We start from the raw sequence: 25,483 nt of genomic DNA on the forward strand, positions 1-25,483 counted from the left end.
CCCCCGGTGGCCCCTCCCCCAGGGACCGGATGTGCTCGTCCGCCACCACGCGGACCGAGTCCGGCAGCCGCCAGCGCCACCGGTACCCCGACGCGCGGACCTCCGGCAGACGCAGCTCGACCGTGTCCCCCACCCGCAGCCGAGCCGTCTCCCCCGCATCCGCCTGCGCGAGCCGGATCTGTGTCACTGGAAGCCCCCCGGGGTGGCGGTGGCCGGCGGCCCCCTCGGCTGCCGGCCACCGCCGGTCTGTGTGCCGGCGTCAGACCAGGATCTGGTCGATCTGCCCGGCGGCGTTCTCGTGGAAGGACACCGGCAGCCCGTGGTTGCGGGCCAGCAGCGCCAGGGTCGTCAGGGAGCTGCGCCCGTCCCCGGCGGAGGCGAGCCGCTTCCAGCCCAGGCCGGCGACGAACACCCAGACCCCCGGGTTGGCGCTCGTCGACCACAGGCTCGTGATGGAGCGGTTGCGGATCCAGACGCCCTGTGCCGACTGGGCGGGTTGCGCCGGGTGGACCGGCTGGGCCGGGTGCACCGAACCGTTGCCGTTGGGCGGGGTGTTCGGGTCGTACACACCGGTCGGCGGCGGAGTATTCGGGTCGTACACACCCGTGGGCGGCGGAGTATTCGGGTCGTACACACCCGTGGGCGGCGGAGTATTCGGGTCGTATACACCAGTAGGCGGTGTGTTCGGGTCGTACACACCGGTCGGCGGTGGCGTGTTCGGGTCGTACACGCCAGTCGGCGCGCCCGGCCCGGTCTCCGCGGTCAGGGCGGCCAGTTCGGCGTTCGGGTCGTCCTGCGGGCCGGTGTCCGGCGTCTCGCTCTTGCTCGTGGTCATGCTTCGCTCCCCATCAGTAGGTGGTGGCAACCTTGGTCAGCACGCCGCGGTCGAGGAACGGGCTGACGGGATGACCACCCGCCCGCGCCTCGGCGAGCAGCGCGAGCTGACGGCTCACGCTCGCGGCGTCCCCCGAGAGCCGGACCCAGCCCAGCTGCTCCAGATACGCCCATTCGCCGTCACCGGCGGAGAACAGACGCAGCGCGCGCTGCGGCGGTAGCCAGGCGCGCAGGGTGACCCCGGTGCAGCCGAGGGTCGTCGGCCGCGGTTCCGGGTAGTCCTCGATGAAGGCTTCGCCGTAGGCGATGCGGAAGAACCCGCCCTCGCCCCAGTCGGTGCCCCAGGAGTTCTTGGCGATCCAGCAGTTCTGCTCGTCGTCCCACCCGATGAGCGCGACGCAGTGCCCGCCGTTGCTCTCCGTCGTGGTGGCGCGGTAGATGCCGCCGGTGTAGTGGAAGAAGTCGTCGTAGATCACCATGCACGCGGTGACCGGGCCATAGCCGTAGATGTGGTGCTTGATCGCGGCCGGGTCCTGGGTGAGATCGACGACGCCTTCCGCGCGGGCGACGCGGTTCACCCAGTTCGGGTGCAACGCGCCGGTTCCCTCGTCCGAGTAGGGCCAGTAGTCCTCGAAGGTGACGCCGTGGGACGCGCAATCACCCATCAGGTCGTCCGGCCAGGATCCGGTGTCTCCCGGTTTGCGGTGCCCGGGCGCGAACCCGAAGAACAGGTGCGCCTCGGACAGGTCCAGGCGCATGCCGGTGTTGCGGCGCGTGTAGGCGGCGGTCCCCTCCAGCGCCGCCACGGTGCCGAACGCGCTGCACGACCCCGATTCCCCCTGGTCCTTCACCGGTGTCACGTAGCTGCGACCGCACACGTCGCGCAGGTCGAACTTCACGGGCAGCGTGCTGCCCGGCGCGTGGAGGGCGGTGCAGGGCTGGCCGGCGGCCCCGAGCGCGACCTCGAGCATCCGCCCGGGCAGATCGGCCCGGGCTTCCACCTCGGCCGCGCTCGGGGCCGGCACCCCCAGCCGCACCCTGCGCGACTCGCCCGCCAGCCGGCTGAGCACCGTCTCCCCCGCCTGCCACGGATCCCCCATCGTGGCAAGGGAATCCCGCACGGCGCGGATTTCCTCGGCGAAGGGCCGGGGAGAACTCATGCGTTCCTCCAGTCGGTGTGCAACCAGCCAACGCCCCCTATGACGCGGAGGAGCCCTCGCCAGATACACAGCGACAGAAGTTTTTCCAAAGCACCTGGTCGGCAGCGGCCGGTTTCACCCGTTCAGACCAATGCGACCGCTTCCGCCAGCTTCCCGGCCCACAACCGGTAGCCGGCGGGCCCGGGGTGGAAGCCGTCCGTCGCGAACAGCTCCGGGTCGACCACCTCGCGCGGCACCGGGCAGTGGGTGACGCCCGGCAGGGCCGCGAGCGTCGCGGCGGCCGCGTCCAGCGCCTCGCCCCGCAGACCCAGGACCAGGCGCAACGGCTGCGGCAGCGACGGGAACGCGCCGAGCGGCGGGACACCGGCCAGCAGGACCGGCACCGGGCCGAGCGCCCGGCGCGCCGCCGCCACCAGGGCCAGCAGGTCGCGTCGGTACCGGCCCGGCGAGCGCATCTCGATGGTGTCGTTCACGCCGAGCGCGACCACGACCAGGTCCGCCGGCTCCCGGCACGCCTCGTCGAGCAGTTCCGCCCGCACGGTTCGCGCGTTGGCACCCGTCCGGCCCGCGACGCGCCAGGAGATCCCGCGCCCGAGCCGCCCGGCCAGCACCGACGCGAGCTGCCCGGTCAGCGCCTCCTCGTGCGTCTCCGCGCCGACGCCATCCACTGTGGACTCGCCGATCACCAGCAGCCGCACCGGATCCGGGCCGGCAACCGAACCCGTCAGCGGCCCGGACGCGCCCGGCAACCGCGGCGTCGTCCGGCGGACGCGAAGGCCCTGCGCGACCAGCACCGGCGCGAGGCCGACAGTGGCCGCGACGGCCAGGAAAGCGCGCGAAGTTGACACCCGTTCACATTAGCCCTTGGCGATCGACACAGCCACCTTCGACAGCCCCGGATCCGCGGCCGCACGCAGGACGTAGTCGGCCAGGTCGGCCCGCGAGATGGTGAAGCTGCCACGCACGTTTCCCCTGGTCTCGCTGGCTATCCGGCCGGTGTGGCGGCCGTCGTTGAGCTTCGGCGGGCGCACGATGGTCCAGTCGAGCCCGGACGCGATCACCCGGCGTTCCATCTCGCCCATGTCCGCGTACTCCTCGCGCAGCATGCGGATCAGCATCGGCTTGACCACCAGGCGCGTGAACCAGCCGTCCCCCTCGCGGTGCATGCCGCTGTTGCTGACCACGACCAGCCGCCGCACGCCGGCCGCCGTCATCGCGGTCATGATGCCGCTCGTCCCGTCGCGGCAGATCACGCTGGGCCCGCGGTCGCGCGGGCCCAGCGCGGACAGCACGGCCTCGCGGCCGGAGATGGCCGGCACCAGCGAGTCCGGGTCGAACACGTCCGCCGTCACCACCTCCAGCCGCGGCTGCGCGGGCACGTCCAGCCGCGCCGGATCACGCACCACGGCGGTGACCTGGTGACCCGCCGCCAGCGCCTGCCGCACCACCTCGACGCCCGTCCCACCGGTCGCCCCGAACACCGTCAGCTTCATGGCTTTCCTCCCTGGTTAGTGTTCACTCACCTGCTATAGTGAGTGAGTACTCACTAACCGTCAAGCGAGCACTGAGAGAACGCTGAGAACGCTGAGAACGCATGGGAACTCGGGAGAAGATCCTGGCCGCGGCCACGCAGATCATGCGCGAGCAGGGCTACGCGCGCGCCACGACCAAGGAGATCGCCCGCGCCGCCGGCTTCTCGGAAGCGGCGCTGTACAAGCACTTCGCGGACAAGACGGAGATCTTCCTCGGCGTGATCTCCTCCCAGCTGCCCGGCCTGGAGGCGGCGCTGGGCGACCTCACACCGGGGCGGCACGGCGTGCGCGCCAACCTGGTGCGCGTCACCGCCACGGCGATCGACTTCTACACCGAGAGCTTCCCGATCGGCGCGTCCCTGTTCTCCTCGCAGGAGCTGCTGACGGCCCACCGAGCCGCGATCCGCGAGCACGGCGCCGGGCCGCGCACCCCCGTCACCCGCCTGGCGAACTACCTGCGCGCGGAGCAGCGGCTCGGCCGCCTGCCGTCCACATCGGACCCGGATGCGATCGCGACGCTGTTGCTGGGCGCGGCGTTCCAGCAGGGCTTCTTCCGGCACTGGGACGCCGAGGCCGGCGACCCGGCGGTGCTGGCACGCAAACTCGTCAAGGCGGTGCTGCCCACCTCGTGACCGTGCTGCGGAAGCCGTCGGGGAACAGCTCGCGCTGCGGCCCGCCGAGGGCGGTCAGGGCGGCGGTGAAGGCACTGGTCATCGCGTGCAGCGGCCTGCGCCAGAACTTCATCGGGAAGCGCTGCCCGCCGCAACTCGGCCAGCGTCGGGCTTCAGTCCTCCAGGTAGTGCAGCACCAGCGAGGCGACCACGTCGTCGAACGCCTCGTCGGCGAACGGCAGGGGATCGCGCAGGTCGGCCTCGTGCAGCGGCACCTCGTCACCGAGCCGCCGCCTCGCCAGCGCCAGCATCGCGGCACTGGCGTCGACGCCGGTGACCACCGCGCCGCGGTCGCGCAGTTCGGCGGTCAGTGGACCCGCGCCGCAGCCGGCGTCCAGGATCCGGCGGCCGGCCACGTCCCCGGCCAGCGCCAGCATCGCGGGCCGCTCGTAGTACGCGTTCATCAGGCTGTGCTCGTTCTCCGCCGCGTACACCTCGGCGAAGCTGTCGTAGTCGTTCATCCCGTCCCCCCGCGCACGCCCTGGCTCGACGCGCGCTCCTTCTCCCAGCGTTCGAACAGCAGCGGTAGCTCCTTGATGATGAACGACAGGAAGTCCCGCGTGTCGGCCAGCCGCCGGCCCGCCGGGGTGTCCGCCCCCACCGCGTCGACACCCTCCTCGGCCGCGTCCCGCCACATCTCCATGAACCGGTCCCGCTTGCGCATGCTCGCGTACCACAGGTCGTCGAGCACCCGGAAGTGGTCGCGGCGCTCACCGGGCTCCCGCTGCCGCTCGACCAGCCCCACCTGCTCCAGGTACCGCACGGCCCCGGACACCGCCGCCGGGCTGACCTGAAGCTTCTCCGCCAGCTCGCCCGCGGTGAGGCGGCCGTCGTCGGTCACCATGAGCGCGGCCACCACGCGCGCGGCCATGCGCTGGATGCCGAGCTGGGTGAGCACGAGGGCCAGCCGCTCCACGTACCGGCGCACCGCCTCTTCGTCACGCATCACCGATCATCCTTCCGCATCCGTCCAGCGCTTCAGACAATCTATACGTTTTCCTAACTTCACAACTTTGTGAAAGCTCTGTAGCTTCACGTCCATGGACAACGCCATCTCCATCGAGGGCCTGCACAAGTCGTTCGGTGCGACCAAGGCCCTCGACGACCTGAACCTGCAGGTCAAGACCGGAGAAGTGCACGGCTTCCTGGGCCCGAACGGGGCCGGGAAGTCCACCACCATCCGCGTCCTGCTCGGTCTGCTGCGCGCGGACCGGGGCACCGCCCGCCTGCTCGGCGGCGACCCGTGGCGCGACGCGGCGAGCCTGCACCGACGGCTCGCCTACGTCCCCGGAGACGTCAACCTCTGGCCCAACCTCTCCGGCGGCGAAGTCATCGACCTGCTCGGCCGGCTGCGCGGCGGTCTCGACAAGCGCCGCCGCGACGAGCTGATCGAACGGTTCGACCTCGATCCGAAGAAGAAGGGCCGCACCTACTCCAAGGGCAACCGGCAGAAGGTCGCGATCGTCGCGGCCCTGTCCTCCGACGTCGAGCTGCTGATCCTCGACGAACCGACCTCCGGCCTCGACCCGCTGATGGAGGCCACCTTCCAGTACGCGATCCAGGAGGAGCGCGACAAGGGGCGCACGGTGCTGCTGTCCAGCCACATCCTCGCCGAGGTCGAGGCCCTGTGCGACCGGGTCAGCATCATCCGCAACGGGCACGCGGTCGAGACCGGCACCCTGAACGAACTGCGGCACCTCACCCGGACCTCGATCGTGGCGGAGCTGGCCGGTCACCCGAACGGGCTCAGCTCGCTGTCCGAGGTGCACGACCTCAAGGTCGACGGCAACCGCGTCCGCTTCGACGTCGAGACCCAGTCGCTGGACCAGGTGCTGCGCAAGCTCACCGAGGTCGGCGTGCGCAGCCTGACCAGCCAGCCGCCGACGCTGGAGGAGCTGTTCCTGCGCCACTACACGACCGAAGCGAGCGCCCGGTGACCGCGCTGGTGGGCACCCGGCACCTGGTCCGCCTCGCGGTGCGGCGGGACCGGATCGTGCTGCCGCTGTGGGCGCTGGTGATCGGGATCCTGCCGGCGAGCAGCGCCGGCGCCTACGAACAGCTGTATCCGGACGCGGCCAGCCGGGCGTCGCTGACGACGGGGATGAGCGCGAACCCGTCGATCACCCTGCTCTACGGGCCGCCGTTCGACCTGTCCACCGCGGGCGGGTTCACGGCCTGGCGCTTCGGCGTGTTCCTGCCCCTGTTCACGGCGCTGGCCTGCATCTTCACCGTCACGCGGCACACCCGTCAGGAGGAGGACACCGGGCGGCAGGAGCTGCTGTCCTCGACCGTCACCGGGCGCTACGCCGCACTGACCGCCGGGTTGATCACCGCGGGCATCGGCGCGGCGGCCACCACGGTGCTGGCGGCGCTGGGCCTGATCGGGGCCGGCCTGCCGGCGGGCGGTTCCGTGGCGTTCGGGCTCACGACCACGCTGACCGGGCTCGTGTTCGCCGCGGTCGCCGCGATCGCCGCCCAGCTGGCCGAGTACTCGCGCACCGCCAACGGCATCGCCTCCGCGGTGCTCGGGTTCGCCTTCCTGCTCCGCGCGGTCGGCGACTCGGCGACGGACGTGTCGTGGCTGTCGTGGCTGTCACCGCTCGGGTGGGCGACGCAGACGCGGCCGTTCGCCGGGGACCGGTGGGCCGTCGCGCTGCTGCTCGTCGCCGTGGCAGTCGTGCTGGGGACGGTGGCCTACCGGCTGCTGCCGCGGCGGGACGTCGGGATGGGCATCTTCCCGGCGCGCCCGGGACCTCCGGTGGCGGCGCCCGGGCTGCGGTCGCCGTTCGCGCTGGCGTGGCGGCTGCACCGGGGCGTGCTGATCGGGTGGACCGCCGGGTTCGCGGTGCTGGGGGCGATGTTCGGCTCGCTGGCCGCCGGCATCGGCGACCTCGTCGGGGAGAGCGCGCAGGCCCAGCAGGCGTTCGAGCGGTTGGGCGGCGCGCAGAACCTGGTCGACACGTTCCTCGCGATGATCGCCGGGATCTTCGGGATGGTCGCCTCGATGTACGCGGTGCAGGCGACGCTGCGGATGCGGTCGGAGGAGACCGCGCTGCGGCTGGAACCGCTGCTGGCGACTCGGGTGCGACGGCTGCAGTGGGCCGGGAGCCACCTGGTGTTCTCACTGCTGGGGACGGCTCTGCTGCTGGTCGTGTCGGGCCTGTTCGCCGGGCTGCTGCACGGGTTGCGGGTCGGTGACGTGAGCGGCCAGGTGCCCGCGGTGCTCGGCGCGACGGTCGCGCAGGCGCCCGCGGTGTGGGTGGTCGTCGGGATCGCCGTGGTGGTGTTCGGGTTCGCGCCGAAGCTCGCGACGGCGGCGTGGGGCGTGGCCGCGGTGTTCCTCCTGCTGTCGCTGTTCGGGCCGGTCGTGCAGGCGCCGCAGGTGGTGCTGGACATCTCGCCGTTCACGCACGTCCCGAAGCTGCCGAGCGCGGAGTTCGTGGTCACGCCGTTCGCGTGGCTGCTCGGCATCGCGGCGGTCGCGCTTGCCACGGGTCTGGCGCGGTTTCAGCGGCGGGACATCGGGTAATCCCGGGTCATCCGAGTGGCAGCGCCCGGACTCGTCGGGGGGTCCGGGCTCTGCCGCTCATTTTTTGTCGGTACCCCTCGCTAACGTTGTTCATCTGGCGGGACCGAGGGGGGACCATGCGATGGGGGTTGTTGGGGCACGGGGATTTCCGGCGTCTGTGGCTGGCCGATGCGCTGAGCCAGTTCGGCGACCGGATCAACCTGCTCGCGGTGCCGTTGCTGGCGGCGATCACGCTGCAGGCGACGGCGGTGCAGGTGTCCGTGCTGCGGACGCTGGAGACGCTGGCGTACCTGCTGCTGGCGTTGCAGGTGGGCGCGTGGACGAACCGAATGCGCAAGCGGCGCGTGCTGGTGGCGGCCGACCTGGGCCGCGCGATGGCGTTCGGTTCGGTACCACTCGCCGCGGCGTTCGATTCGCCGACACCCGCTTCGGCCAAACCGCCGATTCCAGGAAGCTCACCGCCGCTCACTCGCCGAACAGCCGCACCAGCTGCTCCGACCGGCCGGTCACGGCCACCGCCGCGACCGAGACGTTCGCCTGCAGCCGCGCGTTGCCCGCCGGAGATCGGCGACGGGCTCCGGTCCGTCTTCCCGGCACTGTGCGCGATCGGGGTACACGACGGGCGTCAGCGTGTGCCAGCAGTTCCAGATCACGGTGGCGGCGCTGTTCCTGCTGCGCGAGGTGCACCTGTCGCCCGGCATGATCGGGTTGCTGCAGGCGGGCGGGCTGACCGGGGCGCTGCTCGGTTCGGCCGTGACGCGCCGGCTCGGCAGGTGGCTCGGCGAGGCGCGGCTGATGTGGATCAGCGCGCTGGTGTGGGGCGCGGGATACCTGATGATCCCGTTGACCACGCCGGGCTGGGGCATGGCGTGGTATCCCGTCGGCAACTTCCTGACCGGGGTGAGCATCGTGGTGCTCAACGTGCACCAGGTCAGCTACCGGCAGGCGGTGACGCCCGAGCGGCTGCAGAGCAGGGTGGCGGCCACCTCCGCGTTCCTGTACTTCGCGCCGGGGCCGGTCGGGAGCGCGCTCGCCGGGGTGCTGGCGAGCGTGGCCGGACTGCGGGGGACGTTGTGGCTGGCCGGAGCGGGCGTGGCGGTGTCGGCGTTGTGGCTGGTCTGCTCGCCGTTGCGCCGGATGCGGCAGTTGCCCGAGGCATACGAGGAGGTGCGCACGGGTAGTCACGGCGCATGACCCTCGATGGAGTACCGCGTCAGCTCTTCCTCGCCGGTCGGTGGCGTGACGCCGCGGACGGCAGCCGCTTCGGTGTGCACGATCCGGGGACCGAGCAGCAGCTCTGCGAGGTCTCCGACGCGCAGGACGCCGATGTCGGCGAGGCCATCGAGGCAGCCGTCGCGAAGCAGGAGGAGTGGGCCGCGACACCGCCGCGCGAGCGGGGCGAGATCCTGCGCCGCGCGTGGCAGCTGATGACCGACCGCGCCGACGAGCTGGCCCGGTTGATGACGCTGGAGATGGGCAAGAGTCTGGAGGAGTCGAAGGCCGAAGTCACTTACGCCGCCGAGTTCTTCCGGTGGTTCGCCGAGGAGGCCGTGCGCATCGACGGGCGGTACGCGCGCAGCCCGGCCGGTGGTGGGCGCGTGCTCGTGTCGAAGCACCCGGTGGGGCCGTGCATCCTGGTGACGCCGTGGAACTTCCCGCTCGCGATGGGCACCCGCAAGATCGGGCCGGCCATCGCCGCGGGCTGCACCATGATCGTCAAGCCGGCGCAGCTGACGCCGTTGTCGATGCTGAACCTCGCCGGCCTGCTCAAGGAAGCCGGGCTGCCGGACGGGGTGCTGAGCGTGCTGCCGAGCACGTCGGCGAGCCGGGTCGTGAACCCGGCCCTGGCCGACCCGCGGATCCGGAAGCTGTCCTTCACCGGGTCCACCGAGGTCGGGCGCAAGCTGGTCGAGCAGTGCGCGCCCAACCTGCAGCGGATGTCCATGGAGCTGGGCGGCAACGCGCCGTTCCTGATGTTCGAGGACGCTGACCTGGACGCGGCGGTCAAGGGCGCGGTCACCGCGAAGATGCGCAACAACGGTGAGTCGTGCGTGGCGGCGAACCGGTTCCACGTGCACTCGTCGGTCGCCGGGGAGTTCGTGCGGCAGCTGACCGAGGCGATGTCGTCGCTGAAGGTCGGGCACGGCACCGAGGACGGGGTGAAGGTCGGGCCGCTGATCAGCGCCGAGCAGCGGGACAAGGTGATCGAGCTGGTCGACGACGCGCTGTCCCGCGGCGCGCACGCGACCACCGGCGGCAAGCCGCTGGACGGTGACGGCTTCTTCTACGCGCCGACCGTGCTCACCGACGTCCCGCCGGACGCCCGCATCCTGCGTGAGGAGGTGTTCGGCCCGGTGGCGCCGGTGACCACGTTCGAGGACGAGGACGAGGCGGTCCGGCTCGCCAACGACACCGAGTTCGGCCTGGTGGCCTACGTGTTCACGCGCGACCTGGACCGCGCCATCCGCGTCGGCGAGCGGATGGCGACCGGGATGGTCGGGCTCAACACCGGGCTGGTGTCGAACGCGTCGGCGCCCTTCGGTGGCGTGAAGGCGTCCGGGTTCGGCCGCGAGGGCGGCGCCGAGGGTATCGAGGAGTACCTCGACGTGAAGTACATGGCGCTGTCGCTCAGCGGGACTCCGTAGCGATCCGCAGTCCGAGTCCGATGAGGACTGTCGCGGTGAGACGGTCGAGCCACCGCCGCACCGCGTCGCGCAACAGGAACCGGCGGGCCTGGGCCGCCAGCAGGAGGACCGTGCCCATCCACAGCCAGCCGATCGACACGTGGATGAGGACGAGCAGGGCGCCCCAGGCCGCCTGCCCGGACCCGGCGGGCAGGAACTGCGGCAGCAGGCTCAGGTAGAACACGCCGACCTTCGGGTTGAGCAGGTTCGTCACGAGCCCGGCGCGGAGGGCACCACGTCCCGGCTCGACGCCGATCTCCGGGGGCGCCTGGTGGCGGCGGAAGCTCTTCCACAGCGCGGACGCGCCGAGCCAGATCAGGTAGGCCGCACCGACGATCCGCACGACGTCGTAGGCGATGCGGGAGGCGGTCAGCAGCGCGGTCAGGCCCGCGATGCTCGCCGTCCCCCACACCAGGCAGCCGAGGTTGATGCCGGTCAGCGCCCGGAAGCCGGCCCGCCGACCGCCGAGCAGGGTGTGGCGGAGCATCAACATCGTGTCGAGACCGGGCGTCATAACGCCCACGAGCGCGACGAGGACGTAGGCGAACAGAGCGGAAGTCGACATACCGCCACTACAACACAGCCGGGCCCGCGAAGGGGCCGACTTTTCGGAAGACCGCCCGAGCACCCACACCGACGAACGCCCGAAAATCGGCCAACGCGGAACCCGACGCCTGCGGCGGCAAACACAGTGCCCGCAGCGGCAACCCGGCGCGGGCGCCAGCCAACACCGCCCCCGGTGCGGGCCAAACCCGCCGTCCGCACCCGCCGACACGGCGCCCACGGCGCCATCGTGGCAGTCGGCGCGGCCAATGCGGTGGCCACGCAACCAGCACCGCCCGGGGGGCGGTGCTTCAGTCCTGTGCCTGTCCCGCCCCGGGGGTGCCTCAGTCCCCGCCGCCGTCTTGGAGGTGGGCGCTGATCGGCACCACCAGCGGTGTTCCGGAGACCGGGTCGGGCAGGACCTTTGCCGTCAGGCCGAAGATCTCGTCCAGCAGCGGCTCCGTCAGCACCGTCGACGGCGGGCCCTGCGCGATGATCCGCCCGTCGCGCATTGCCACCAGTGTGTCGGCGTAGCGGGCGGCCAAGTTCAAATCATGCAGGACCATCACGACCGTCGTGCCGCGGTCGCGGTGCAGGCGGTGCACCAGGTCCAGCACGTCGATCTGGTGGGCCAGATCGAGGTAGGTGATCGGCTCGTCCAGCAGCAACAGCCCGGTCTCCTGCGCGAGCGTCATCGAGATCCACGCGCGCTGCCGCTGCCCGCCGGACAGTTCGTCGACCACCCGGTCCGCCAGCACGTCCATCCCCGTGAGCCGCAGAGCATTGGCGATCGCGTCCTCGTCCGACGACGACCACTGCCGGTACCAGCGCTGGTGCGGGTGCCGCCCGCGCGCCACCAGATCACCGACCGTCAGCCCCTCGGGCGCGACCGGTGACTGCGGCAGCAGCCCGACCACCTTCGCCACCTCGCGGGTGGGCAGCTTGTCGATCCGCTCGCCGTCCAGCAGCACCGCGCCCTCCAGCGGCGCCAGCAGCCGCGCCAGCGCCCGCAGCAACGTCGACTTGCCGCAACCGTTCGGGCCGATGATCGCGGTGATCGTGCCGTCCAGCACATCCAGGTCCAGACCGTCGACCACCACCCGCTCGCCGTACCCCAGCTTCAGGCCCTCGGCTCGCAGTCGTGACGTCATGCTCGTGCCTCCCGGCGGCTCCGGACGAACAGGAAGATCAGGTAGGGCGCCCCGAGGATCGCGGTCAGCACCCCGACCGGCAGATCCGGCAGCAACAGCCGGGTCAGCAGGTCCGCACCCACGGTCAGCAACGCCCCCAGCACCATCGACCCGACCAGCGGCGGCTGCGCGGTCTTCGCCAGCCGCACCGCGATCTGCGGCGTCGCCAGCGCGACGAACGTGATCGGCCCCGCCGCGGCGGTGGCGATCGCGGCCAGCGCGGCCGCCAGCAACAACAACGCCCCGCGAGCACCGTCGACCCGGATGCCGAGTCCCCGCGCGGTGTCGTCGCCGAACTGCAGCCCGCCGACCGTCCGCCCGCAGACCAGCGTGATCGGCACCAGCACGGCCAGCGCGATCGCGACCGGCCCCACCGAGTCCCACCCGACGTCGGCCAGGTTGCCGACCAGCCACGTCGTCGCGCGCGCCGCGTCGTTCACGTCCCCGGCGGCCAGCAGCCAGTTCACGATGTTGTAGCTGATCGCCCACAACCCGATGCCGATCAGCACCATCCGGTAGCCGTCGATACCGCGCCGCCACGACAACGCGTACAGCAGCACGCCCGCCAGCAGCCCGCCGATCAACCCGGCGACCGGCACGCCGAGCGCGCTCACCATGCCGCTGACCTGGCCGCGGTACCCGCCGGCGACGATCGCGGTGACCGCGCCGACCCCCGCGCCCCACGTGATGCCCAGGATGTCCGGGCTGGCCAGGGGATTCCGCGCGACCGACTGGAACAGCGCGCCGGACAGCCCGAGCGCGGCGCCAACCAGCACACCGGCGAGCGTGCGCGGCAGGCGCAGGTCGAAGATGATCCCGCGTTCCCGCCGGGTGCCGCCGCCGAGCAGGGTCTCCAGCACGTTCCAGATCCCGATGCGGGAGCTGCCCATCCCGATGTTGATCGCGGCGACCAGCACCAGCAGCACCGCCGCGACGACCACGACCGCGATCACCCGCGGCTTGACCGTCCACGCCACCGGCCCGGCGGCCAGCACCTTGCGAGTCATATCTTGCTCAGCCCCCGCCGCCGCACCAGCACGATGAACACCGGCGCCCCGAGAATCGCGAGCAGGATGCCGACCTCGAAGTTGTCGCCCGTCAGCACGCGCCCGAGCACGTCCGCCGTCAGCAGCAGCACCGCGCCGAGCAGCCCGGCCACCGGCACCAGCCAGCGGTAGTCCGGGCCGGTGATGGCGCGGGCGAGGTGCGGCACGACGAGCCCGAGGAACGCGATCGGCCCGCACGCGGCCACCGCCGACCCGGTGAGCAGCGTGATCGCGGCGACGCCGAGGACCCGCGTGCGCAGCACCCGCTGCCCGAGAGCGGTCGCGACGTCCTCGCCCAGCGCCAGCGTGTTCAGGCCGGGCGTGTTGACCAGCGCGAGCAGCAGGCCGAGCACCAGGAACGGCGCGATCTGACCGGTGATCGCGAAGTCGCGCCCGGCGATCGACCCGACGCGCCAGAACCGGTAGGTGTCCATGCCGCGCTCGTCGCCGAGGATGATCGCCGACACCAGCCCGTGCAGCAGGGCGCTCACCGCCGCCCCGGCCAGCGCGAGCGTCACCGGCGTCGCGCCCTTGCCGCCGACCGCGCCGAGCAGGAACACCGCGACGCTGGCCAGCAGCGCGCCGGCGAAGCCGAACCAGATGAACCCGTAGAGCCCGTCGACCCCGAGCACGACGACCGCGAACACCACCGCCAGCGCCGCGCCGTGCGTGACGCCGAGCAAGCCGGGATCGGCGAGCGGGTTGCGCGTGTGGCCCTGCATGAGCGCGCCGGCGACACCGATCGCGAGCCCGACGAGCAGGCCCAGCACCGTGCGCGGCACCCGCAGCGACCGGACGATGATGTCCGATTCGGACCCGGACGGCTGGGTGAGCGCCGTCCACACCTCACCGAGCGGGATCGACTTCGTACCCAGCGCGACACTCGCCGCGCAGATCAGGGCCAGCAGAACGGCGAGCCCGCCGATACCGGCGAGACGACGCTGCCTGCGCGTCCGTGGCCGGGCTGTCGCCACCACCGTCACTGATGTCGCCTATCCAACTCGCGCTTCCAAACGGGACAAACCGCATCCTATGCTCCGCTTAGGCAAGGCTAACCGAAAGAGAGATCCCGATGACGAGACCGTGGCGAGCAGCACTGACGCTGGCCGTGACCGCGTGCCTGACCCTCACGGCGTGCGGTGGCGGCACCGACGAAGCCGCGCAGCAGGGCGGGACGGACCAGGCCGGCTATCCGCGCACCATCCAGCACGCGATGGGTTCGACCGTGCTGGAGACGCAGCCGAAGACCGTGGCCGCGCTCGACACCAGCTACGTGGACGCCGCGCTCGCGCTCGAAGCCCAGGTCGTGGCGTACACGAAGTACCGCAACTTCGACCAGCTGCCCGACTACCTCGGCGACGACCGCCGGTTCGGCGCGGGCGCCAAGGTGGTCGGCCCGCTGGAGAGCCCGGACGTCGAGCAGCTCTACGACATCAAGCCGGACGTGATCGTGTCGGCGAAGGTGCGGCACGAGAAGTACTACGAGCAGTTCACCGGGGTCGCCCCGACGGTCTTCTCCACGACGACCGGCGCGGTCTGGAAGGACAACATCCGCCTGCTCGGGCAGGTCCTCGGCAAGGAGTCGCTGGCCGAGCAGAAGATCGGCGCCTACGAGCAGCGGGCGCAGCGGATCGGCCAGGAGATCGCGGCGAAGCTCGGCCGGGCGCCGACGGTGTCGATCGTGCGGTTCGTCGAGGGCGAGCCGACCGTGCGGCTCTACAGCAGCGCGTCCTACCCCGGGATCGTGATGGCCGACGCGAAGCTGTCCCGGCCCGCCGGCCAGCCGGACGCCACCGACAAGATCTCGGTGAACCTCAGCCAGGAGGACATCGCGAAGCTGGACGCGGACATCATCTTCGTGTCGTCGTACTCCGACGAGACGAAGACGGCGGAGGACCCGAAGGCGAAGTTCCAGGCCAACCCGCTGTGGGCGACGCTCAAGGGCAAGATCGTCGAGGTCAGCGACACGACCTGGTTCACCGCGGTGAGCCTGCAGGGCGCGTCGGCGATGCTGACGGACCTGGCGAACCAGTTCGGCGTCACGCCGTGACCCGGCGCGGGGCCGCATCCGGTGTGGGCGCGGCCCCGCGGCCCTACGGTGGAGCCATGATTTTCATCACCGCGAAGTTCCGCATCCTGCCCCAGTACGCCGACGACTGGCCCGCGATCGCGCGGGACTTCACGCTCGCCACCCGCGCCGAGCCGGGCTGCCTGTGGTTCGACTGGTCCCGCAGCGTCGAGGACCCAACCGAGTACGTGCTGGTGGAAGCCTTCCGCGACGGTGAGGCGGGCGCGGCGCACGTCCAGTCCGACCACTTCAAGACCGCGCAGCAGACCCTGCCGCCGCACCTGGCGGAGACCCCGCGGGTCGTCAACTTCGAGGTGCCCCAGGACGACTGGTCGGAACTGGGTGAACTCGCGGTGCGGCGTTAGGCGCGCAGGCCGTCGGCGATGATCTTCGCCAGCTGCCGTCCCGGCGGGGCCTGCCGCTGGATCGCGAGGTAGCCCGCGAGCAGGGCGGTCAGGTCGCCGGGTTCGACGTCGGCCCGGACGGCGCCCGCGGCCTGCGCCCGGCGCAGCAGGTCGGGGAACGCGGCGCCGAACTCGGCGCGTTCCTCGGCGGCGGCTTTGAACGGCAGTCCGGTGCTCGCCTCCAGCGCGTCGCACAGGGCCTTGTTCAGCAGCGCCTGCTCGGCCACCACGTCGAAGAACTCGAAGAACACCGCGCCCGGGTCGGCCGCCTCGAGCCGCTCCTTCGCCTGAGCGGCCAGCCACTCGATGCGGTCCAGCACGACCGCCTCGAACAGCAGCTCCTTGCTGGGGAAATGCCGGTAGACCGTGCCCGCGCCGACCCCGGCCCGGCGCGCGATCTCGTCCAGCGGCACCGACGGGCCCTCGTCCGCGAACGCCTCCTGCGCCGCGGCCAGGACACGGGCGCGGTTGCGGCGCGCGTCGGCGCGCAGTCCGGTGCGGCTCGCGGGGGTCGTCATCGTGTCCGATTCTAGCCGCCCGCGGCCACCGTGGGTTCGGCGAACAACCCGACCAGACCGGCCCACGCGCCGGGCACCAGCAGCACCGCCAGCACGGTGAAGACCGGCACGATCAGGAACTTCTCCACGCCCTTGCCGGTGCGGAAGCGCAGGAACGCCGGCGGCCGCAGCTCGTACCAGGTCTCGCCGGCGATCGGCACCGGGAACAGGAACGGGCAGCCGGATTCGGTGAGCGCGTCGCCGAGGCAGTGCACGAAACAGCCCACCGCGACCGCGATCCCCAGCCAGCCGGTGAGCTGCGACAACTCGGCCGCGGCGCTGGCCGTCAGCGCCCACCACAGCACCCCGCCACCGGCGACCAGCAGCAACCAGTCCCCCAGCGCGTCCGCGGCGAGCAGCAACGCGAACAGCACCACCCCGGCCACGACGTACCAGCCGCCGGCCCGGGTGCCGTACGTCGTCGCCGCGCCCAGGCCGATCGCGAACAGCAGCGTGTGCGACAGGTGCCGGTGGCTGCCCCGGCCCCGCTCGTCGCGCGGGCCCTTGGTGACCTTGTACAGCGCGGCCGAGGTGTGCCGGAGCAGCCAGCACACCAGGCCGGTGATCGGCCCGAGCAGCTTGGAGGCGCGGGCGTGCGGGTGGTCGAGGTCCGGCAGCAACGCGAAACCGGCGGTCGTCGCGGCGAACGCCAGCGCCTGGTGCACGGAGCCGGCGCCGATGGCCGGGGCGAGCGCGAGGCCGGCGCACCAGCCGGTGAGCGCGTGGGTGGAGCCCATCATGCGGAAGATCTTGGCAAGATGGACGCCGACCGACGCGAAGGGACGCGCATGATCACGACCACCGAGGCGCCCAGCGACGAGCTGCGGGCGTTCTGGGCCGAGCGGCACCTGTGCATGCTCACGACCCTGCGTCCGGACGGGAAACCGCACGTCGTGCCGGTCGGGGTCACCGTGGACGAGGACTTCACCACGGCGCGGGTGATCTGCGGCCGCGGCAGCGTCAAGGCACGCAACGTGCGTGCCGGGCAACCCGCGCGTGTCGTGGTGAGCCAGGTGGACGGTCGCCGTTGGTCGAGTTTGGAGGGATCGGCGGTGGTCCGGGAGGATCCGGAGTCGGTGGCGGACGCGGAAAACCGTTACGCCGTGCGGTATCACCGCCAGCCGAAGCCGAACCCGGAGCGGGTCGTGATCGAAATCAGCCTGGACCGCAGGCTCGGCATGAGGTAAAGCACACCGATGGCGGGTTGCGGACGAACGGGAAGATAGGGCAGTAATTCAGGGTGCGGACCGTGAAGACCCTCAAGATCGACAGCCCGTTCGCGGGCGGCACGACGTGGGACGTCGTCGATCGGACCGTGATCGGCGCGCTCGCGCCGTCGATGATCAGCACCCTGCGGCGGGGTTCCGAGGACTTCCTGTGGTTCGCCGAGCGGCGCATCGCCGGTCACCAGCTGGGCCGCCCGGGCCGCTGGGACCACCCGGTGGAGCGGGAGCTGCTCGGGTGGCGGTCGCGGCTGGCGTTCGAGCTGGACCCGCCGGTGGTGATCCCGGAGATCGACCTCAAGCTGTCGCACTGGGTCCGCAACACGCACGAGGAGTTCCTGCGGCGGCTGCCGGACACCGGGGGCGTGGTGCAGCTGGAGAGCGTCCGGGACGTGGACGCGTGGCTGCACACGCTGATCGACCACTACAAGGCCGTGAAGGCCGCCGGGGAGCAGCAGCTCGATCCGGACGCGCGGGCCACGCTGATGGCGTGGTTCCGGAACACGTTCTTCAAGATCCGCCGCGCGGCGGACCGGGTGGGGCTGACCCGCGTGCGGCCGAGCTGATCGGGGCCGCTGGGCGCGTCGCCGTGTTGGGCGGCGGTTTAAAGATCAAAAGATGTCCTCGCCGGACGGGCAGGCTCCGGGATGACGGGGGACCGTTGTCGGCTCACCTCGGGCAGGTGGTCGCTGGGTGGTCATCCCGTCGCCTTCCGGTTTTGTGTGTATCACCTTGAGCCAGGGCCGCAAGGTTGGCATGGTCGGCCGCCGGTGGGCGGCCTGGGTTGCGGCCCTGGCTCAAGGTGATCGTCACGTGTCAGGCGACGGGATGACCACCCAGCTCGGGTGTGCAGATCGGCGCCGGCGCGCTATCCGATCGGCTGCCACCACGGGTCGATGGGCTTTGGGTTGTCCACGTCGATCCGCTCACCGGGGCGGGGGATCGCCAGCGCCACGTCGTGTGCCTTCGATTCGCGCCAGGCTCGCTCGGCCGGCTCGCTCCAGCCGTGCATCGCCAGGCGGAACGTGCCCCAGTGCACCGGGATCAGCAGCCCGCCCCGCACGTCGAGGTGGGCGGCGACTCCCTCCTCCGGCGTCATGTGGATGTCCGGCCACGCCGGGTGGTACGCGCCGATCTGCACCAGCGCCGCGTCGAACGGGCCGTACTTCTCCCCGATCGCGCGGTAGCCCTCGAAGTAGCCCGAGTCCGCCGTGTAGAACACCTTCCGCCCGGACCGCGCCACGATCCACGACGCCCACAGCGTGTTGTTCCGCGTGAACGCCCGGCCGGAGAAGTGCTGGGCGGCCGACGCGGTCACGTCGACCCCGCCCACCGACACCGACTCGTCCCAGTCCAGTTCGATGATCCGCTCCGCCGGGATCCGCCACCGGCGCAGGTGCGCGCCCACCCCGAGCGGGACCACGAACGGCGCGCGCTGCGTCTTCGCCAGCCGCACCACCGTCGGCCGGTCGAGGTGGTCGTAGTGGTCGTGCGACACGATGATCACGTCCAGCTCGGGCAGCTCGTCCAGCTGGTGCGGCGGCCGGTGCATGCGCTTCGGGCCGACGAACCGGGACGGCGACACCCGCTCGCCCCACACCGGGTCCACCAGCACCTTCCGGCCGTCGATCTCGATCAGCGACGACGCGTGGCCGTACCAGGTGATGTGCAGCCCCTCATCGGCCGGCGCCCCCGGCCGCACCAGCGGTACCGGCCCGGTCGGCTTGCGCCGCTGCTTGCCGAACACCATCTCGCCGACCAGGTCGCGGGCCCGGGCCGGCTGCACGAGCGGCGGGGCGAGGTTGCGGAACCGGCCGTCGTGGAACTGCGGGGAGCGCCGCATGCGCTCGGGATCGGGCCGCCCGCCGAACGCCACCGGGATCTCCCACAGGGCCGCCACCGCCCCGCCGAGCAGCGCGGGCAGGGCCCACCGCAACGTCTTCGCCATGTCCGGACAACTACGAACCGGCGCCGGATGTTCCCAGCGGCGCCAGCGGCCCGGACGGATCGGCCGGCGACAGGCAGCTGCCCAGCGGATCGACCAGCGAGCACAGCGCCGGCCCCTGGACCAGCCGGTACGACGGCCCGACGCCACCGCGCGCGATCACGTCGCGGTACGCCGCGACCCCGTCGGTCGCCCGCCGGGTCAGCGCGGGATCGGTCAGAGCGTCCACTTCGTACAGTCCGAAGCGCGGCCGGTAGCTGCCCCACTCGTAGTTGTCGGTGATGCTCCAGTGGTTGTAGCCGATGACGTTCATGCCGTCGGCCTTCGCGCGCTGCACCCAGAACAGCGTGTCCTGGATCGACGCCGCGCGGGTGTAGCCGTCCGCGCGCGGCTGGCCGTTGTCGGTGGGCAGTCCGTTCTCCACGATGTACAGCGGCAGGTCCGGGTAGCGGTCGCGGTAGTAGCGCAGCGCGTAGTAGATGCCCTCCGGCTGCGGCTTGACCTTCCAGAACTGCTCGAACGCCGCGTGGATCGCGGTGAGGTTGGTCAGGCTGACGCCGTAGTAGTAGTCCAGCCCGACGAAGTCGACCTTGTCCGTGATCCGGTCCATCACGACCAGGTCGGTGACCGGGTTGAAGCCGGCGTAGAAGGCCTGGTTGCTGGTGACCTGCGCGGACGGGTCGAGCCGGTGGATCTCGTCGTAGGCGCGGCGGTGCGCCTGGACCACGTTGGCCTGCCAGGCGGGGACCTGGAACGGGGTGACCGCGCCGATCTTCAGCTCCTGCGTGAGGAACGCGACCGGCTCGTTGAACGTCACCCACAGCACGTCGTCGTAGCGCTCGGCGATACGCGTGGTGAAGGCGAGGAAGTCGTCCACGGTCTTCGCGGCGGTGAACCCACCCTGGTCGGCCACCCAGCCGGGGTAGACCCAGTGGCTCAACGTGATCATCGGGGTCATGCCCGCGGCGCGGATGTGCCGGACGACGTCGTCGTAGTAGGCCAGCTCGGTTTCGTCCCACACGCCGGGCGCGGGCTGCACCCGCGCCCACTCCACGCTGAACCGGAAGGTGTTGACGCCGAGGTCCTTCGCCAACCCGATGTCCTCGGCGTAGCGGTGCCGGAAGTCGGTGGCGTTGGCGTACGGGTCCACGCCGCCCTTCGCGACGTACCGCGACCAGTTGCTGTCCGGGGCGCTGCCCTCGGATTGGAAGCCCGCGGTGGCCACTCCCCAGTAGAAGCGGCTCTCGGCGGAGGCCGGGGTCACCGGGACCGACGCGAGGCAGAACAGGACGACGAGCGCTATCCGGACCAGACGCGACATGTGAAAGAAATTTACGTTTCCCCGGTCGGCCCGTCAACGATCAACCGGCCTGGTCTCCTCGACCAGCCACGCGAGGTACTCCGCGCTGCCGCCCTCGATGGGGGTCGCGATGATCTCCGGCACCTCGTAGTTGTGCTGCTGCTTGATCAGCTCGACCAGGGCCGCGACCCGGTCGGCCGCGGTCTTGATCTCCACGCGCCACTCCGGATCGGCCTGCACCCGGCCGTCCCACCGGTAGACGCTCAGGATCGGGCCCACGATCTGGGCGCACGCGCCCAGCCGCGCCTCGACGGCCTGCGCCGCCAGCTCCCGGGCCGTGGTCTCGCTGTCGGTGGTGGACGACACGATCACGTGTTCGCGCATGTGCCCGATTAGAGCACCACGCGCGGCTCAGACCCAGCCCGCCTGCTGGCCCTCGCGCTGCTCGTCGGCGTCCGCGCTGGCCTGGTGGGTCAGCGCGGCCACCGCCTGCGCCAGTTCCGTGCGCACCTGGTCCCCGTCGGTGCGGTCGGTGTGCAGCGTGATGGCGATCTCGCACTGCCCGGGACCGCGTTCGTGGACACGCAACTCACCGCAATCGTCACCCTCGCTTTCGGTGCCCCACGCCAGGTGCCTGCTCGCCGGGTCCGTGCGCAACCAACCCTCGTCCAGGTTCTGCGGCAGGAACCGGGGCAGGTTGGGTGTGTCGGAGATGAACGCGAACGCCTCATCGGCGGGCAGATCGGCGGTCGCGGTGTAGTGGAACGTCTCCATGAGATCGGAGATAGCCGTGTGACGCGGGGCTAAACGGGGTACGCAGGGCCTTATGCGACTCGGCGTGCTCGACATCGGTTCGAACTCGGCGCAGCTCCAGATCGTGGATGCCCACCCGGGCGCCCCGCCATTACCGGCGCTGGCTGTGAAAGAGCCCACACGCCTGGCCGAGCAGATCGACGAGTGCGGGGCGATCGCGGAGGAGGGCGTGTGCCGGGCGGTGGACGCCGTGGAGGCCGCGCTCGCCACCGCGCGGCTGCACCGCGTCGAGCAGCTGTTCCTGTTCGCGACCTCGGCGATCCGGGACGCGGCCAACCGGGACGAGGTCATCAACCGCATCGAGGAGCGCACCGGCGTGCGCCCCCAGTTCCTCACCGGCGAGGACGAGGCCCGGCTGACCTACGCGGCGGCGCACCGCTGGTACGGCTGGTCCGCCGGCCGCCTGCTGCTGCTCGACATCGGCGGCGGCTCGCTGGAGATCGCTCTCGGCCGCGACGCCGAACCGCAGCTCACCCTGTCCCTCCCGCTGGGCGCGGGCCGGCTGACCCGGACGTTCCTGCCCGACGACCCGCCGTCGGTCCGGCAGGTCAAGGCGATGCGGCGGCACGTGCGGGACATGCTGCGCGAGGTCGCCGACCGGCTGAGATGGGAGGGCGTCCCCGCCCGCGCCGTCGCCACGTCGAAGACGTTCAAGCAGCTCGCCCGCCTGGCCGGGGCGCCGCCGCAGCGGCGCGGCCCGTTCGTGCGGCGCACCCTCACCGTCGACGCGCTCAACGCGTGGATCCCCCGCCTGGCCGAGATGACGGCAGCCGAACGGGCCCGCCTGCGCGGGGTGTCCGCGCCGCGCGCCCGGCAGATCCTGGCCGGCGCGATCGTCGCCAAGGCGACCATGGACACGCTCGACATCCGCAAGGTCGACGTGTGCCCGTGGGCGCTGCGCGAGGGAATCATGCTGCACCACCTGCAAACCCTGCAGGTCTACGACGGCCTGCCGCTGCAGGCGATCAGCACCGCGGTGCCGGAGGTGTCGGGCCGGGGCGCCCCGGGTAAGTCCCTCGTGGGACTGAGCCGAGGAGCGTGAGGAGTTTTCCATGTCGGAGACGGTCGGCGACTACCTGCTGCAGCGCCTGCGGGAGTGGGACGTCGAGCAGGTGTTCGCCTACCCGGGCGACGGGATCAACGGCATCGTCGCCGCGTTCGGCAAGGCGGACAACAAGCCGCGCTTCGTCCAGGCCCGTCACGAGGAGATGGCCGCGTTCGAGGCGGTGGGGTACGCCAAGTTCAGCGGGCACGTCGGGGTCTGCATGGCGACCTCGGGGCCGGGAGCCATCCACCTCCTCAACGGGCTGTACGACGCCAAGCTCGACCACGTCCCGGTGGTGGCGATCGTCGGCCAGACCGCGCGCAGCGCGATGGGCGGGTCCTACCAGCAGGAGGTGGACCTGCAGCCGCTGTTCAAGGACGTGGCCAGTGAGTACCTGGTCGAGGTCAACGTGGCCGAGCAGCTGCCCAACGCGCTCGACCGGGCCATCCGCACCGCGCTGGCCAAGCGCGCGCCGACGGCCGTGATCATCCCGAACGACCTGCAGGAAGAGCCCTATTCGGCGCCGAAGCACGCGTTCAAGCACGTGCCGTCCAGCCCGCCCGGCTTCCCGCACCCGGTGGTCATCCCGCCGGAGGACGAGCTGGCGCGTGCCGCGGACGTCCTCAACGCGGGCGAGAAGGTCGCGATCCTGATCGGGCAGGGCGCGCGCAACGCTGCGGCCGAGGTCCGCGAGATCGCCGAGCTGACCGCCGCCGGGATCGAGAAGGCGGTGCTGGGCAAGGACGTCCTGCCCGACGACCTGCCGTACGTGACCGGCTCGATCGGGCTGCTGGGCACGCGGCCGAGCTACGAGATGATGCGGGACTGCGACACGCTCCTGATCGTCGGCTCGAACTTCCCGTACAGCCAGTTCCTGCCCGAGTTCGGCAAGGCGCGCGCGATCCAGATCGACATCGACGGCAGCATGATCGGCATGCGGTACCCGACCGAGGTGAACCTGGTCGGCGAGGCGAAGGGCACGCTGCGCGCGCTGCTGCCGATGGTGCGACGCAAGGAAGAGCGCGCCTGGCGGGAGAAGATCGAGCAGAACGTCACGTCCTGGTGGGAGACGGTCGAGCAGCAGGCGATGGTCGACGCGGACCCGGTCAACCCGATGCGGGTGGTGCACGAGCTGTCGCAGCGGATCCCGGAGGACGCGATCGTCACCGCGGACTCGGGTTCGTCGACCAACTGGTACGCGCGGAACCTGCGCATGCGCGGGCGGATGCGCGGCACGCTGTCCGGCACCCTCGCCACGATGGGGCCAGGCGTGCCGTACGCGATCGGCGCGAAGTTCGCCTGCCCGGACCGGCCGGTGATCGCGCTCGAGGGCGACGGCGCGATGCAGATGAACGGCATGGCCGAGCTGCTCACCATCCAGCGCTACCAGCACCTGTGGTCGGACCCGCGGCTGGTGGTGTGCGTGTTCCACAACAACGACCTGAACCAGGTCACGTGGGAGCTGCGGGCGATGGGCGGCGCGCCGAAGTTCGAGGAGTCGCAGTCGCTGCCGGAGTTCTCCTACGCCGAGTTCGCCCGCTCGCTGGGCTTCGAGGCGGTCGCGGTGGACTCGCCGGACCAGCTGGGCGCGGCGTGGGACCGGGTGCTGTCCGCGGACCGCCCGGCGCTGCTCGACGTGCGCTGCGACCCGGAGGTGCCGCCGATCCCGCCGCACGCGACGTTCGAGCAGATCAAGTCCACGACCGAGGCGATGCTCAAGGGCGACCGCGACGCGTGGCACGTCCTGGTGCAGGGCCTGAAGACCAAGGCGCAGGAGCTGCTGCCGAACCGCTAGTCGCCGTCCTTCAGCCAGGTGCGGATCTCGTCGCTGTGTTCGCCGAGCTTCGGTGGCGGCTGGCGGTAGGCGGGCGGCGTCTTCGTCAGCCCGATCGGGTTGCGCACCACGTCCAGCCCGCCCAGCGGGACGCGCGGCGCGAGCCCGAGCCGGTCGGCGAGCTGGAACGCCTCGGCGAGGTCGTTGACCGGGCCGCACGGTACGCCCAGGGGCGTGAGCAGCTCGAACCACTCGTCCGCGGGCCGGGTGCGCAGCCGGGCGCCGAGGAGTTCGGCCAGCTCGGCGACGTGCGCGACCCGCTGGGCGTTGGTGGTGAACCGCTCGTCGGTCGCCAGCTCCGGCACGCCCAGCGCCTCGGTGAGCGCCGTGAACTGCCGGTCGTTGCCGACCGCGATGACGATCGGCCGGTCGGCGGCCTGGAACACCTCGTACGGCGCGACGGACGGGTGCCGGTTGCCGAGGATGCCCGGCACGACGTCGGCCATCACGTGGTTCGCGCTCTGGTTGACCATGCTGGACAGCAGCGCGCCGAGCAGGTTGACCTCGATCAGCTGCCCCTCGCCGGTCGCGTCGCGGTGGCGCAGCGCGGACAGGATGCCGACAGCCGCGTGCAGGCCGGTCAGGACGTCGACCAGCGCGACGCCGACCTTCGTCGGCTCGCCCGGCGCGGGCCCGGTGACGCTCATCAGCCCACCGACGGCCTGCAGCAGCAGGTCGTAGCCGGGCAGGGCCGCGCCGGCGCCGCTGCCGAACCCGGAGATCGAGCAGTAGACCAGGCCCGGGTTGCCCGGGGCGAGGTCGTCGTAGCCCAGGCCGTAGCGGGCCATCGTGCCCGGGCGGAAGTTCTCGACCACCACGTCGGCGCGGTTCGCCAGCGCCTTCGCGGCGGCCAGGTCGTCGGGATCGGCGAGGTCGAGGGTGATCGAGCGCTTGTTGCGGTTGACCGACCGGAAGTACACGGCCTCCCCGCCGGCGTGCGGCGGGCCCCAGGCGCGGGTGTCGTCCCCGGCGCCGGGCCGCTCGACCTTGATCACCTCGGCTCCGAGGTCGGCGAGCAGCATGGTCGCGTACGGCGCGGCGAGCACGCGGCTGAAATCAGCGATGACGACGCCCGACAGCGCCCCGGTTCGATCGGTCACACCGT

Annotated in this window: 30 protein-coding genes and 1 pseudogene; 11 read left to right on the forward strand and 20 right to left on the reverse strand. The window is 71.6% G+C overall.

Annotated elements, in window-relative coordinates; all coding sequences use genetic code 11:
- The 5 genes and pseudogenes from D0D28_RS27535 to D0D28_RS27555 all read right to left on the reverse strand — a co-directional run.
- A pseudogene (locus tag D0D28_RS27535) lies at positions 1 to 187 on the reverse strand (protease inhibitor I42 family protein); the annotation flags it as partial.
- Positions 188 to 259: 72 nt separating this feature from the next.
- Positions 260 to 835 carry a hypothetical protein gene (locus tag D0D28_RS27540; protein ID WP_116113645.1) on the reverse strand — a complete coding sequence of 192 codons (576 nt, stop codon included), beginning with the start codon at positions 833 to 835 and terminating at the stop codon, positions 260 to 262.
- Positions 836 to 848: 13 nt separating this feature from the next.
- Positions 849 to 1,994 carry a C1 family peptidase gene (locus D0D28_RS27545; protein ID WP_167481579.1) on the reverse strand — a complete coding sequence of 382 codons (1,146 nt, stop codon included), beginning with the start codon at positions 1,992 to 1,994 and terminating at the stop codon, positions 849 to 851.
- A gap of 122 nt (positions 1,995 to 2,116) precedes the next feature.
- The gene (locus D0D28_RS27550) at positions 2,117 to 2,842 is read right to left on the reverse strand and encodes an SGNH/GDSL hydrolase family protein (RefSeq protein ID WP_205413372.1); all 726 of its coding nucleotides are present in this window, start codon (positions 2,840 to 2,842) and stop codon (positions 2,117 to 2,119) included.
- 9 nt (positions 2,843 to 2,851) lie between these two features.
- Positions 2,852 to 3,487 (reverse strand): NAD(P)-dependent oxidoreductase, encoded by a 636-nt coding sequence (locus D0D28_RS27555; RefSeq protein ID WP_116113648.1) that lies wholly within the window; start codon positions 3,485 to 3,487, stop codon positions 2,852 to 2,854.
- Between the two features lie 101 nt (positions 3,488 to 3,588).
- On the opposite strand from D0D28_RS27555, the gene D0D28_RS27560 reads away from it, so the two are divergent.
- Positions 3,589 to 4,158: a TetR/AcrR family transcriptional regulator gene (locus tag D0D28_RS27560; protein WP_116113650.1), complete on the forward strand. Its 570-nt coding sequence runs from the start codon at positions 3,589 to 3,591 to the stop codon at positions 4,156 to 4,158.
- Here the strand turns inward: D0D28_RS27560 and D0D28_RS37715 are convergent.
- The 3 genes from D0D28_RS37715 to D0D28_RS27570 are packed head-to-tail and all read right to left on the reverse strand — an operon-like array spanning position 4,133 to position 5,143.
- Positions 4,133 to 4,270 carry a hypothetical protein gene (locus tag D0D28_RS37715; protein WP_429727732.1) on the reverse strand — a complete coding sequence of 46 codons (138 nt, stop codon included), beginning with the start codon at positions 4,268 to 4,270 and terminating at the stop codon, positions 4,133 to 4,135. The two genes, D0D28_RS27560 and D0D28_RS37715, sit on opposite strands and share 26 nt — an antisense overlap.
- A 40-nt stretch (positions 4,271 to 4,310) precedes the next feature.
- A complete protein-coding gene (locus tag D0D28_RS27565; RefSeq protein WP_429727731.1) occupies positions 4,311 to 4,658 on the reverse strand; it encodes a class I SAM-dependent methyltransferase in 348 nt (115 codons plus the stop codon).
- Positions 4,655 to 5,143, reverse strand: a complete 489-nt coding sequence (locus D0D28_RS27570; RefSeq protein WP_094008724.1) for a GbsR/MarR family transcriptional regulator — start codon at positions 5,141 to 5,143, stop codon at positions 4,655 to 4,657. The genes D0D28_RS27565 and D0D28_RS27570 overlap by 4 nt, the downstream gene beginning before the upstream one ends.
- Before the next feature lie 94 nt (positions 5,144 to 5,237).
- On the opposite strand from D0D28_RS27570, the gene D0D28_RS27575 reads away from it, so the two are divergent.
- Positions 5,238 to 6,134 carry an ABC transporter ATP-binding protein gene (locus tag D0D28_RS27575; protein WP_116113653.1) on the forward strand — a complete coding sequence of 299 codons (897 nt, stop codon included), beginning with the start codon at positions 5,238 to 5,240 and terminating at the stop codon, positions 6,132 to 6,134.
- On the forward strand, positions 6,131 to 7,726 hold the full coding sequence (locus D0D28_RS27580) for an ABC transporter permease (protein ID WP_116113655.1): 1,596 nt from the start codon (positions 6,131 to 6,133) through the stop codon (positions 7,724 to 7,726). Before D0D28_RS27575 ends, D0D28_RS27580 begins: the two co-directional genes overlap by 4 nt.
- Before the next feature lie 465 nt (positions 7,727 to 8,191).
- Here D0D28_RS27580 and D0D28_RS37410 read toward each other — a convergent pair whose 3' ends face one another.
- A complete protein-coding gene (locus tag D0D28_RS37410; RefSeq protein WP_275895923.1) occupies positions 8,192 to 8,323 on the reverse strand; it encodes a hypothetical protein in 132 nt (43 codons plus the stop codon).
- A gap of 33 nt (positions 8,324 to 8,356) precedes the next feature.
- Here D0D28_RS37410 and D0D28_RS27590 point away from each other — a divergent pair, with 33 nt between their 5' ends.
- Both D0D28_RS27590 and D0D28_RS27595 read left to right on the forward strand, forming a co-directional pair.
- Complete coding sequence (locus tag D0D28_RS27590; protein ID WP_162831209.1) at positions 8,357 to 8,920, forward strand: MFS transporter; 564 nt, start codon at positions 8,357 to 8,359, stop codon at positions 8,918 to 8,920.
- Entirely contained in the window at positions 8,917 to 10,371 is a 1,455-nt protein-coding gene (locus D0D28_RS27595; RefSeq protein WP_116113660.1) for an NAD-dependent succinate-semialdehyde dehydrogenase, read from the forward strand. The genes D0D28_RS27590 and D0D28_RS27595 overlap by 4 nt, the downstream gene beginning before the upstream one ends.
- Here the strand turns inward: D0D28_RS27595 and D0D28_RS27600 are convergent.
- From D0D28_RS27600 to D0D28_RS27615, 4 genes are all read right to left on the reverse strand, one after another.
- Positions 10,355 to 10,975, reverse strand: coding sequence for a LysE family translocator (locus D0D28_RS27600; protein ID WP_094008719.1), 621 nt, complete (start codon positions 10,973 to 10,975; stop codon positions 10,355 to 10,357). The genes D0D28_RS27595 and D0D28_RS27600 overlap by 17 nt on opposite strands.
- 322 nt (positions 10,976 to 11,297) lie before the next feature.
- A complete protein-coding gene (locus tag D0D28_RS27605) occupies positions 11,298 to 12,104 on the reverse strand; it encodes an ABC transporter ATP-binding protein (RefSeq protein ID WP_116113662.1) in 807 nt (268 codons plus the stop codon).
- Positions 12,101 to 13,150, reverse strand: a complete 1,050-nt coding sequence (locus D0D28_RS27610) for a FecCD family ABC transporter permease (RefSeq protein ID WP_094008717.1) — start codon at positions 13,148 to 13,150, stop codon at positions 12,101 to 12,103. The genes D0D28_RS27605 and D0D28_RS27610 overlap by 4 nt, the downstream gene beginning before the upstream one ends.
- Positions 13,147 to 14,172 (reverse strand): FecCD family ABC transporter permease, encoded by a 1,026-nt coding sequence (locus D0D28_RS27615; RefSeq protein WP_094008716.1) that lies wholly within the window; start codon positions 14,170 to 14,172, stop codon positions 13,147 to 13,149. The genes D0D28_RS27610 and D0D28_RS27615 overlap by 4 nt, the downstream gene beginning before the upstream one ends.
- A gap of 89 nt (positions 14,173 to 14,261) precedes the next feature.
- Between D0D28_RS27615 and D0D28_RS27620 the strand changes: the two genes are divergently transcribed.
- A complete protein-coding gene (locus D0D28_RS27620; RefSeq protein WP_233157523.1) occupies positions 14,262 to 15,239 on the forward strand; it encodes an ABC transporter substrate-binding protein in 978 nt (325 codons plus the stop codon).
- Between the two features lie 56 nt (positions 15,240 to 15,295).
- On the forward strand, positions 15,296 to 15,622 hold the full coding sequence (locus D0D28_RS27625; RefSeq protein WP_094008714.1) for a putative quinol monooxygenase: 327 nt from the start codon (positions 15,296 to 15,298) through the stop codon (positions 15,620 to 15,622).
- Here D0D28_RS27625 and D0D28_RS27630 read toward each other — a convergent pair.
- Both D0D28_RS27630 and D0D28_RS27635 read right to left on the reverse strand, forming a co-directional pair.
- On the reverse strand, positions 15,619 to 16,179 hold the full coding sequence (locus tag D0D28_RS27630; RefSeq protein ID WP_116113664.1) for a TetR/AcrR family transcriptional regulator: 561 nt from the start codon (positions 16,177 to 16,179) through the stop codon (positions 15,619 to 15,621). The genes D0D28_RS27625 and D0D28_RS27630 overlap by 4 nt on opposite strands.
- Before the next feature lie 11 nt (positions 16,180 to 16,190).
- Complete coding sequence (locus D0D28_RS27635; RefSeq protein ID WP_205413373.1) at positions 16,191 to 16,958, reverse strand: metal-dependent hydrolase; 768 nt, start codon at positions 16,956 to 16,958, stop codon at positions 16,191 to 16,193.
- Positions 16,959 to 16,976: 18 nt separating this feature from the next.
- Between D0D28_RS27635 and D0D28_RS27640 the strand changes: the two genes are divergently transcribed.
- Both D0D28_RS27640 and D0D28_RS27645 read left to right on the forward strand, forming a co-directional pair.
- Positions 16,977 to 17,405 carry a PPOX class F420-dependent oxidoreductase gene (locus tag D0D28_RS27640; RefSeq protein WP_116113667.1) on the forward strand — a complete coding sequence of 143 codons (429 nt, stop codon included), beginning with the start codon at positions 16,977 to 16,979 and terminating at the stop codon, positions 17,403 to 17,405.
- Positions 17,406 to 17,467: 62 nt separating this feature from the next.
- Positions 17,468 to 18,007 (forward strand): hypothetical protein, encoded by a 540-nt coding sequence (locus D0D28_RS27645; RefSeq protein WP_240323377.1) that lies wholly within the window; start codon positions 17,468 to 17,470, stop codon positions 18,005 to 18,007.
- 302 nt (positions 18,008 to 18,309) lie between these two features.
- Here D0D28_RS27645 and D0D28_RS27650 read toward each other — a convergent pair whose 3' ends face one another.
- From D0D28_RS27650 to D0D28_RS27665, 4 genes are read right to left on the reverse strand one after another with little or no spacing between them, the layout of a single operon-like run.
- Positions 18,310 to 19,389, reverse strand: a complete 1,080-nt coding sequence (locus D0D28_RS27650; RefSeq protein WP_094008710.1) for an MBL fold metallo-hydrolase — start codon at positions 19,387 to 19,389, stop codon at positions 18,310 to 18,312.
- A 10-nt stretch (positions 19,390 to 19,399) separates the two neighbouring features.
- Positions 19,400 to 20,707 carry a glycoside hydrolase family 1 protein gene (locus D0D28_RS27655; protein WP_116113672.1) on the reverse strand — a complete coding sequence of 436 codons (1,308 nt, stop codon included), beginning with the start codon at positions 20,705 to 20,707 and terminating at the stop codon, positions 19,400 to 19,402.
- Between the two features lie 33 nt (positions 20,708 to 20,740).
- Positions 20,741 to 21,070 (reverse strand): divalent-cation tolerance protein CutA, encoded by a 330-nt coding sequence (gene cutA, locus D0D28_RS27660; RefSeq protein ID WP_094008708.1) that lies wholly within the window; start codon positions 21,068 to 21,070, stop codon positions 20,741 to 20,743.
- A 27-nt stretch (positions 21,071 to 21,097) separates the two neighbouring features.
- On the reverse strand, positions 21,098 to 21,460 hold the full coding sequence (locus D0D28_RS27665; protein WP_094008707.1) for a hypothetical protein: 363 nt from the start codon (positions 21,458 to 21,460) through the stop codon (positions 21,098 to 21,100).
- 145 nt (positions 21,461 to 21,605) lie between these two features.
- Between D0D28_RS27665 and D0D28_RS27670 the strand changes: the two genes are divergently transcribed.
- Together D0D28_RS27670 and D0D28_RS27675 are read left to right on the forward strand one after the other, a co-directional pair.
- Positions 21,606 to 22,541, forward strand: coding sequence for a Ppx/GppA phosphatase family protein (locus D0D28_RS27670; RefSeq protein ID WP_240323378.1), 936 nt, complete (start codon positions 21,606 to 21,608; stop codon positions 22,539 to 22,541).
- Positions 22,542 to 22,551: 10 nt separating this feature from the next.
- Positions 22,552 to 24,339, forward strand: coding sequence for a thiamine pyrophosphate-requiring protein (locus D0D28_RS27675; RefSeq protein ID WP_116113677.1), 1,788 nt, complete (start codon positions 22,552 to 22,554; stop codon positions 24,337 to 24,339).
- Here the strand turns inward: D0D28_RS27675 and D0D28_RS27680 are convergent.
- Positions 24,336 to 25,478, reverse strand: coding sequence for a CaiB/BaiF CoA transferase family protein (locus D0D28_RS27680; RefSeq protein WP_116113679.1), 1,143 nt, complete (start codon positions 25,476 to 25,478; stop codon positions 24,336 to 24,338). The two genes, D0D28_RS27675 and D0D28_RS27680, sit on opposite strands and share 4 nt — an antisense overlap.
- Between the last annotated feature and the right edge of the window lie 5 nt (positions 25,479 to 25,483).

The sequence above is a fragment of the Amycolatopsis ruanii genome (assembly GCF_003385175.1).
GTDB classification, from domain to species: Bacteria; Actinomycetota; Actinomycetes; order Mycobacteriales; family Pseudonocardiaceae; genus Amycolatopsis_E; species Amycolatopsis_E thermalba.

What these genes read in the sequence shown, in the direction of transcription:
- D0D28_RS27625 (WP_094008714.1), top strand. Translation starts at nt 15,296, where the DNA reads ATGATTTTCATCACCGCGAAGTTCCGCATCCTGCCCCAGTACGCCGAC.
- D0D28_RS27555 (WP_116113648.1), bottom strand. Translation starts at nt 3,487, where the DNA reads ATGAAGCTGACGGTGTTCGGGGCGACCGGTGGGACGGGCGTCGAGGTG.
- D0D28_RS27605 (WP_116113662.1), bottom strand. Translation starts at nt 12,104, where the DNA reads ATGACGTCACGACTGCGAGCCGAGGGCCTGAAGCTGGGGTACGGCGAG.
- D0D28_RS27610 (WP_094008717.1), bottom strand. Translation starts at nt 13,150, where the DNA reads ATGACTCGCAAGGTGCTGGCCGCCGGGCCGGTGGCGTGGACGGTCAAG.
- D0D28_RS27630 (WP_116113664.1), bottom strand. Translation starts at nt 16,179, where the DNA reads ATGACGACCCCCGCGAGCCGCACCGGACTGCGCGCCGACGCGCGCCGC.
- D0D28_RS27675 (WP_116113677.1), top strand. Translation starts at nt 22,552, where the DNA reads ATGTCGGAGACGGTCGGCGACTACCTGCTGCAGCGCCTGCGGGAGTGG.
- D0D28_RS27545 (WP_167481579.1), bottom strand. Translation starts at nt 1,994, where the DNA reads ATGAGTTCTCCCCGGCCCTTCGCCGAGGAAATCCGCGCCGTGCGGGAT.
- D0D28_RS27595 (WP_116113660.1), top strand. Translation starts at nt 8,917, where the DNA reads ATGACCCTCGATGGAGTACCGCGTCAGCTCTTCCTCGCCGGTCGGTGG.
- D0D28_RS27640 (WP_116113667.1), top strand. Translation starts at nt 16,977, where the DNA reads ATGGACGCCGACCGACGCGAAGGGACGCGCATGATCACGACCACCGAG.
- D0D28_RS27620 (WP_233157523.1), top strand. Translation starts at nt 14,262, where the DNA reads ATGACGAGACCGTGGCGAGCAGCACTGACGCTGGCCGTGACCGCGTGC.
- D0D28_RS27635 (WP_205413373.1), bottom strand. Translation starts at nt 16,958, where the DNA reads ATGATGGGCTCCACCCACGCGCTCACCGGCTGGTGCGCCGGCCTCGCG.
- D0D28_RS27565 (WP_429727731.1), bottom strand. Translation starts at nt 4,658, where the DNA reads ATGAACGACTACGACAGCTTCGCCGAGGTGTACGCGGCGGAGAACGAG.
- cutA (WP_094008708.1), bottom strand. Translation starts at nt 21,070, where the DNA reads ATGCGCGAACACGTGATCGTGTCGTCCACCACCGACAGCGAGACCACG.
- D0D28_RS27540 (WP_116113645.1), bottom strand. Translation starts at nt 835, where the DNA reads ATGACCACGAGCAAGAGCGAGACGCCGGACACCGGCCCGCAGGACGAC.
- D0D28_RS27665 (WP_094008707.1), bottom strand. Translation starts at nt 21,460, where the DNA reads ATGGAGACGTTCCACTACACCGCGACCGCCGATCTGCCCGCCGATGAG.
- D0D28_RS27650 (WP_094008710.1), bottom strand. Translation starts at nt 19,389, where the DNA reads ATGGCGAAGACGTTGCGGTGGGCCCTGCCCGCGCTGCTCGGCGGGGCG.
- D0D28_RS27655 (WP_116113672.1), bottom strand. Translation starts at nt 20,707, where the DNA reads ATGTCGCGTCTGGTCCGGATAGCGCTCGTCGTCCTGTTCTGCCTCGCG.
- D0D28_RS27575 (WP_116113653.1), top strand. Translation starts at nt 5,238, where the DNA reads ATGGACAACGCCATCTCCATCGAGGGCCTGCACAAGTCGTTCGGTGCG.
- D0D28_RS37715 (WP_429727732.1), bottom strand. Translation starts at nt 4,270, where the DNA reads ATGAAGTTCTGGCGCAGGCCGCTGCACGCGATGACCAGTGCCTTCACC.
- D0D28_RS27600 (WP_094008719.1), bottom strand. Translation starts at nt 10,975, where the DNA reads ATGTCGACTTCCGCTCTGTTCGCCTACGTCCTCGTCGCGCTCGTGGGC.
- D0D28_RS27570 (WP_094008724.1), bottom strand. Translation starts at nt 5,143, where the DNA reads ATGCGTGACGAAGAGGCGGTGCGCCGGTACGTGGAGCGGCTGGCCCTC.
- D0D28_RS27560 (WP_116113650.1), top strand. Translation starts at nt 3,589, where the DNA reads ATGGGAACTCGGGAGAAGATCCTGGCCGCGGCCACGCAGATCATGCGC.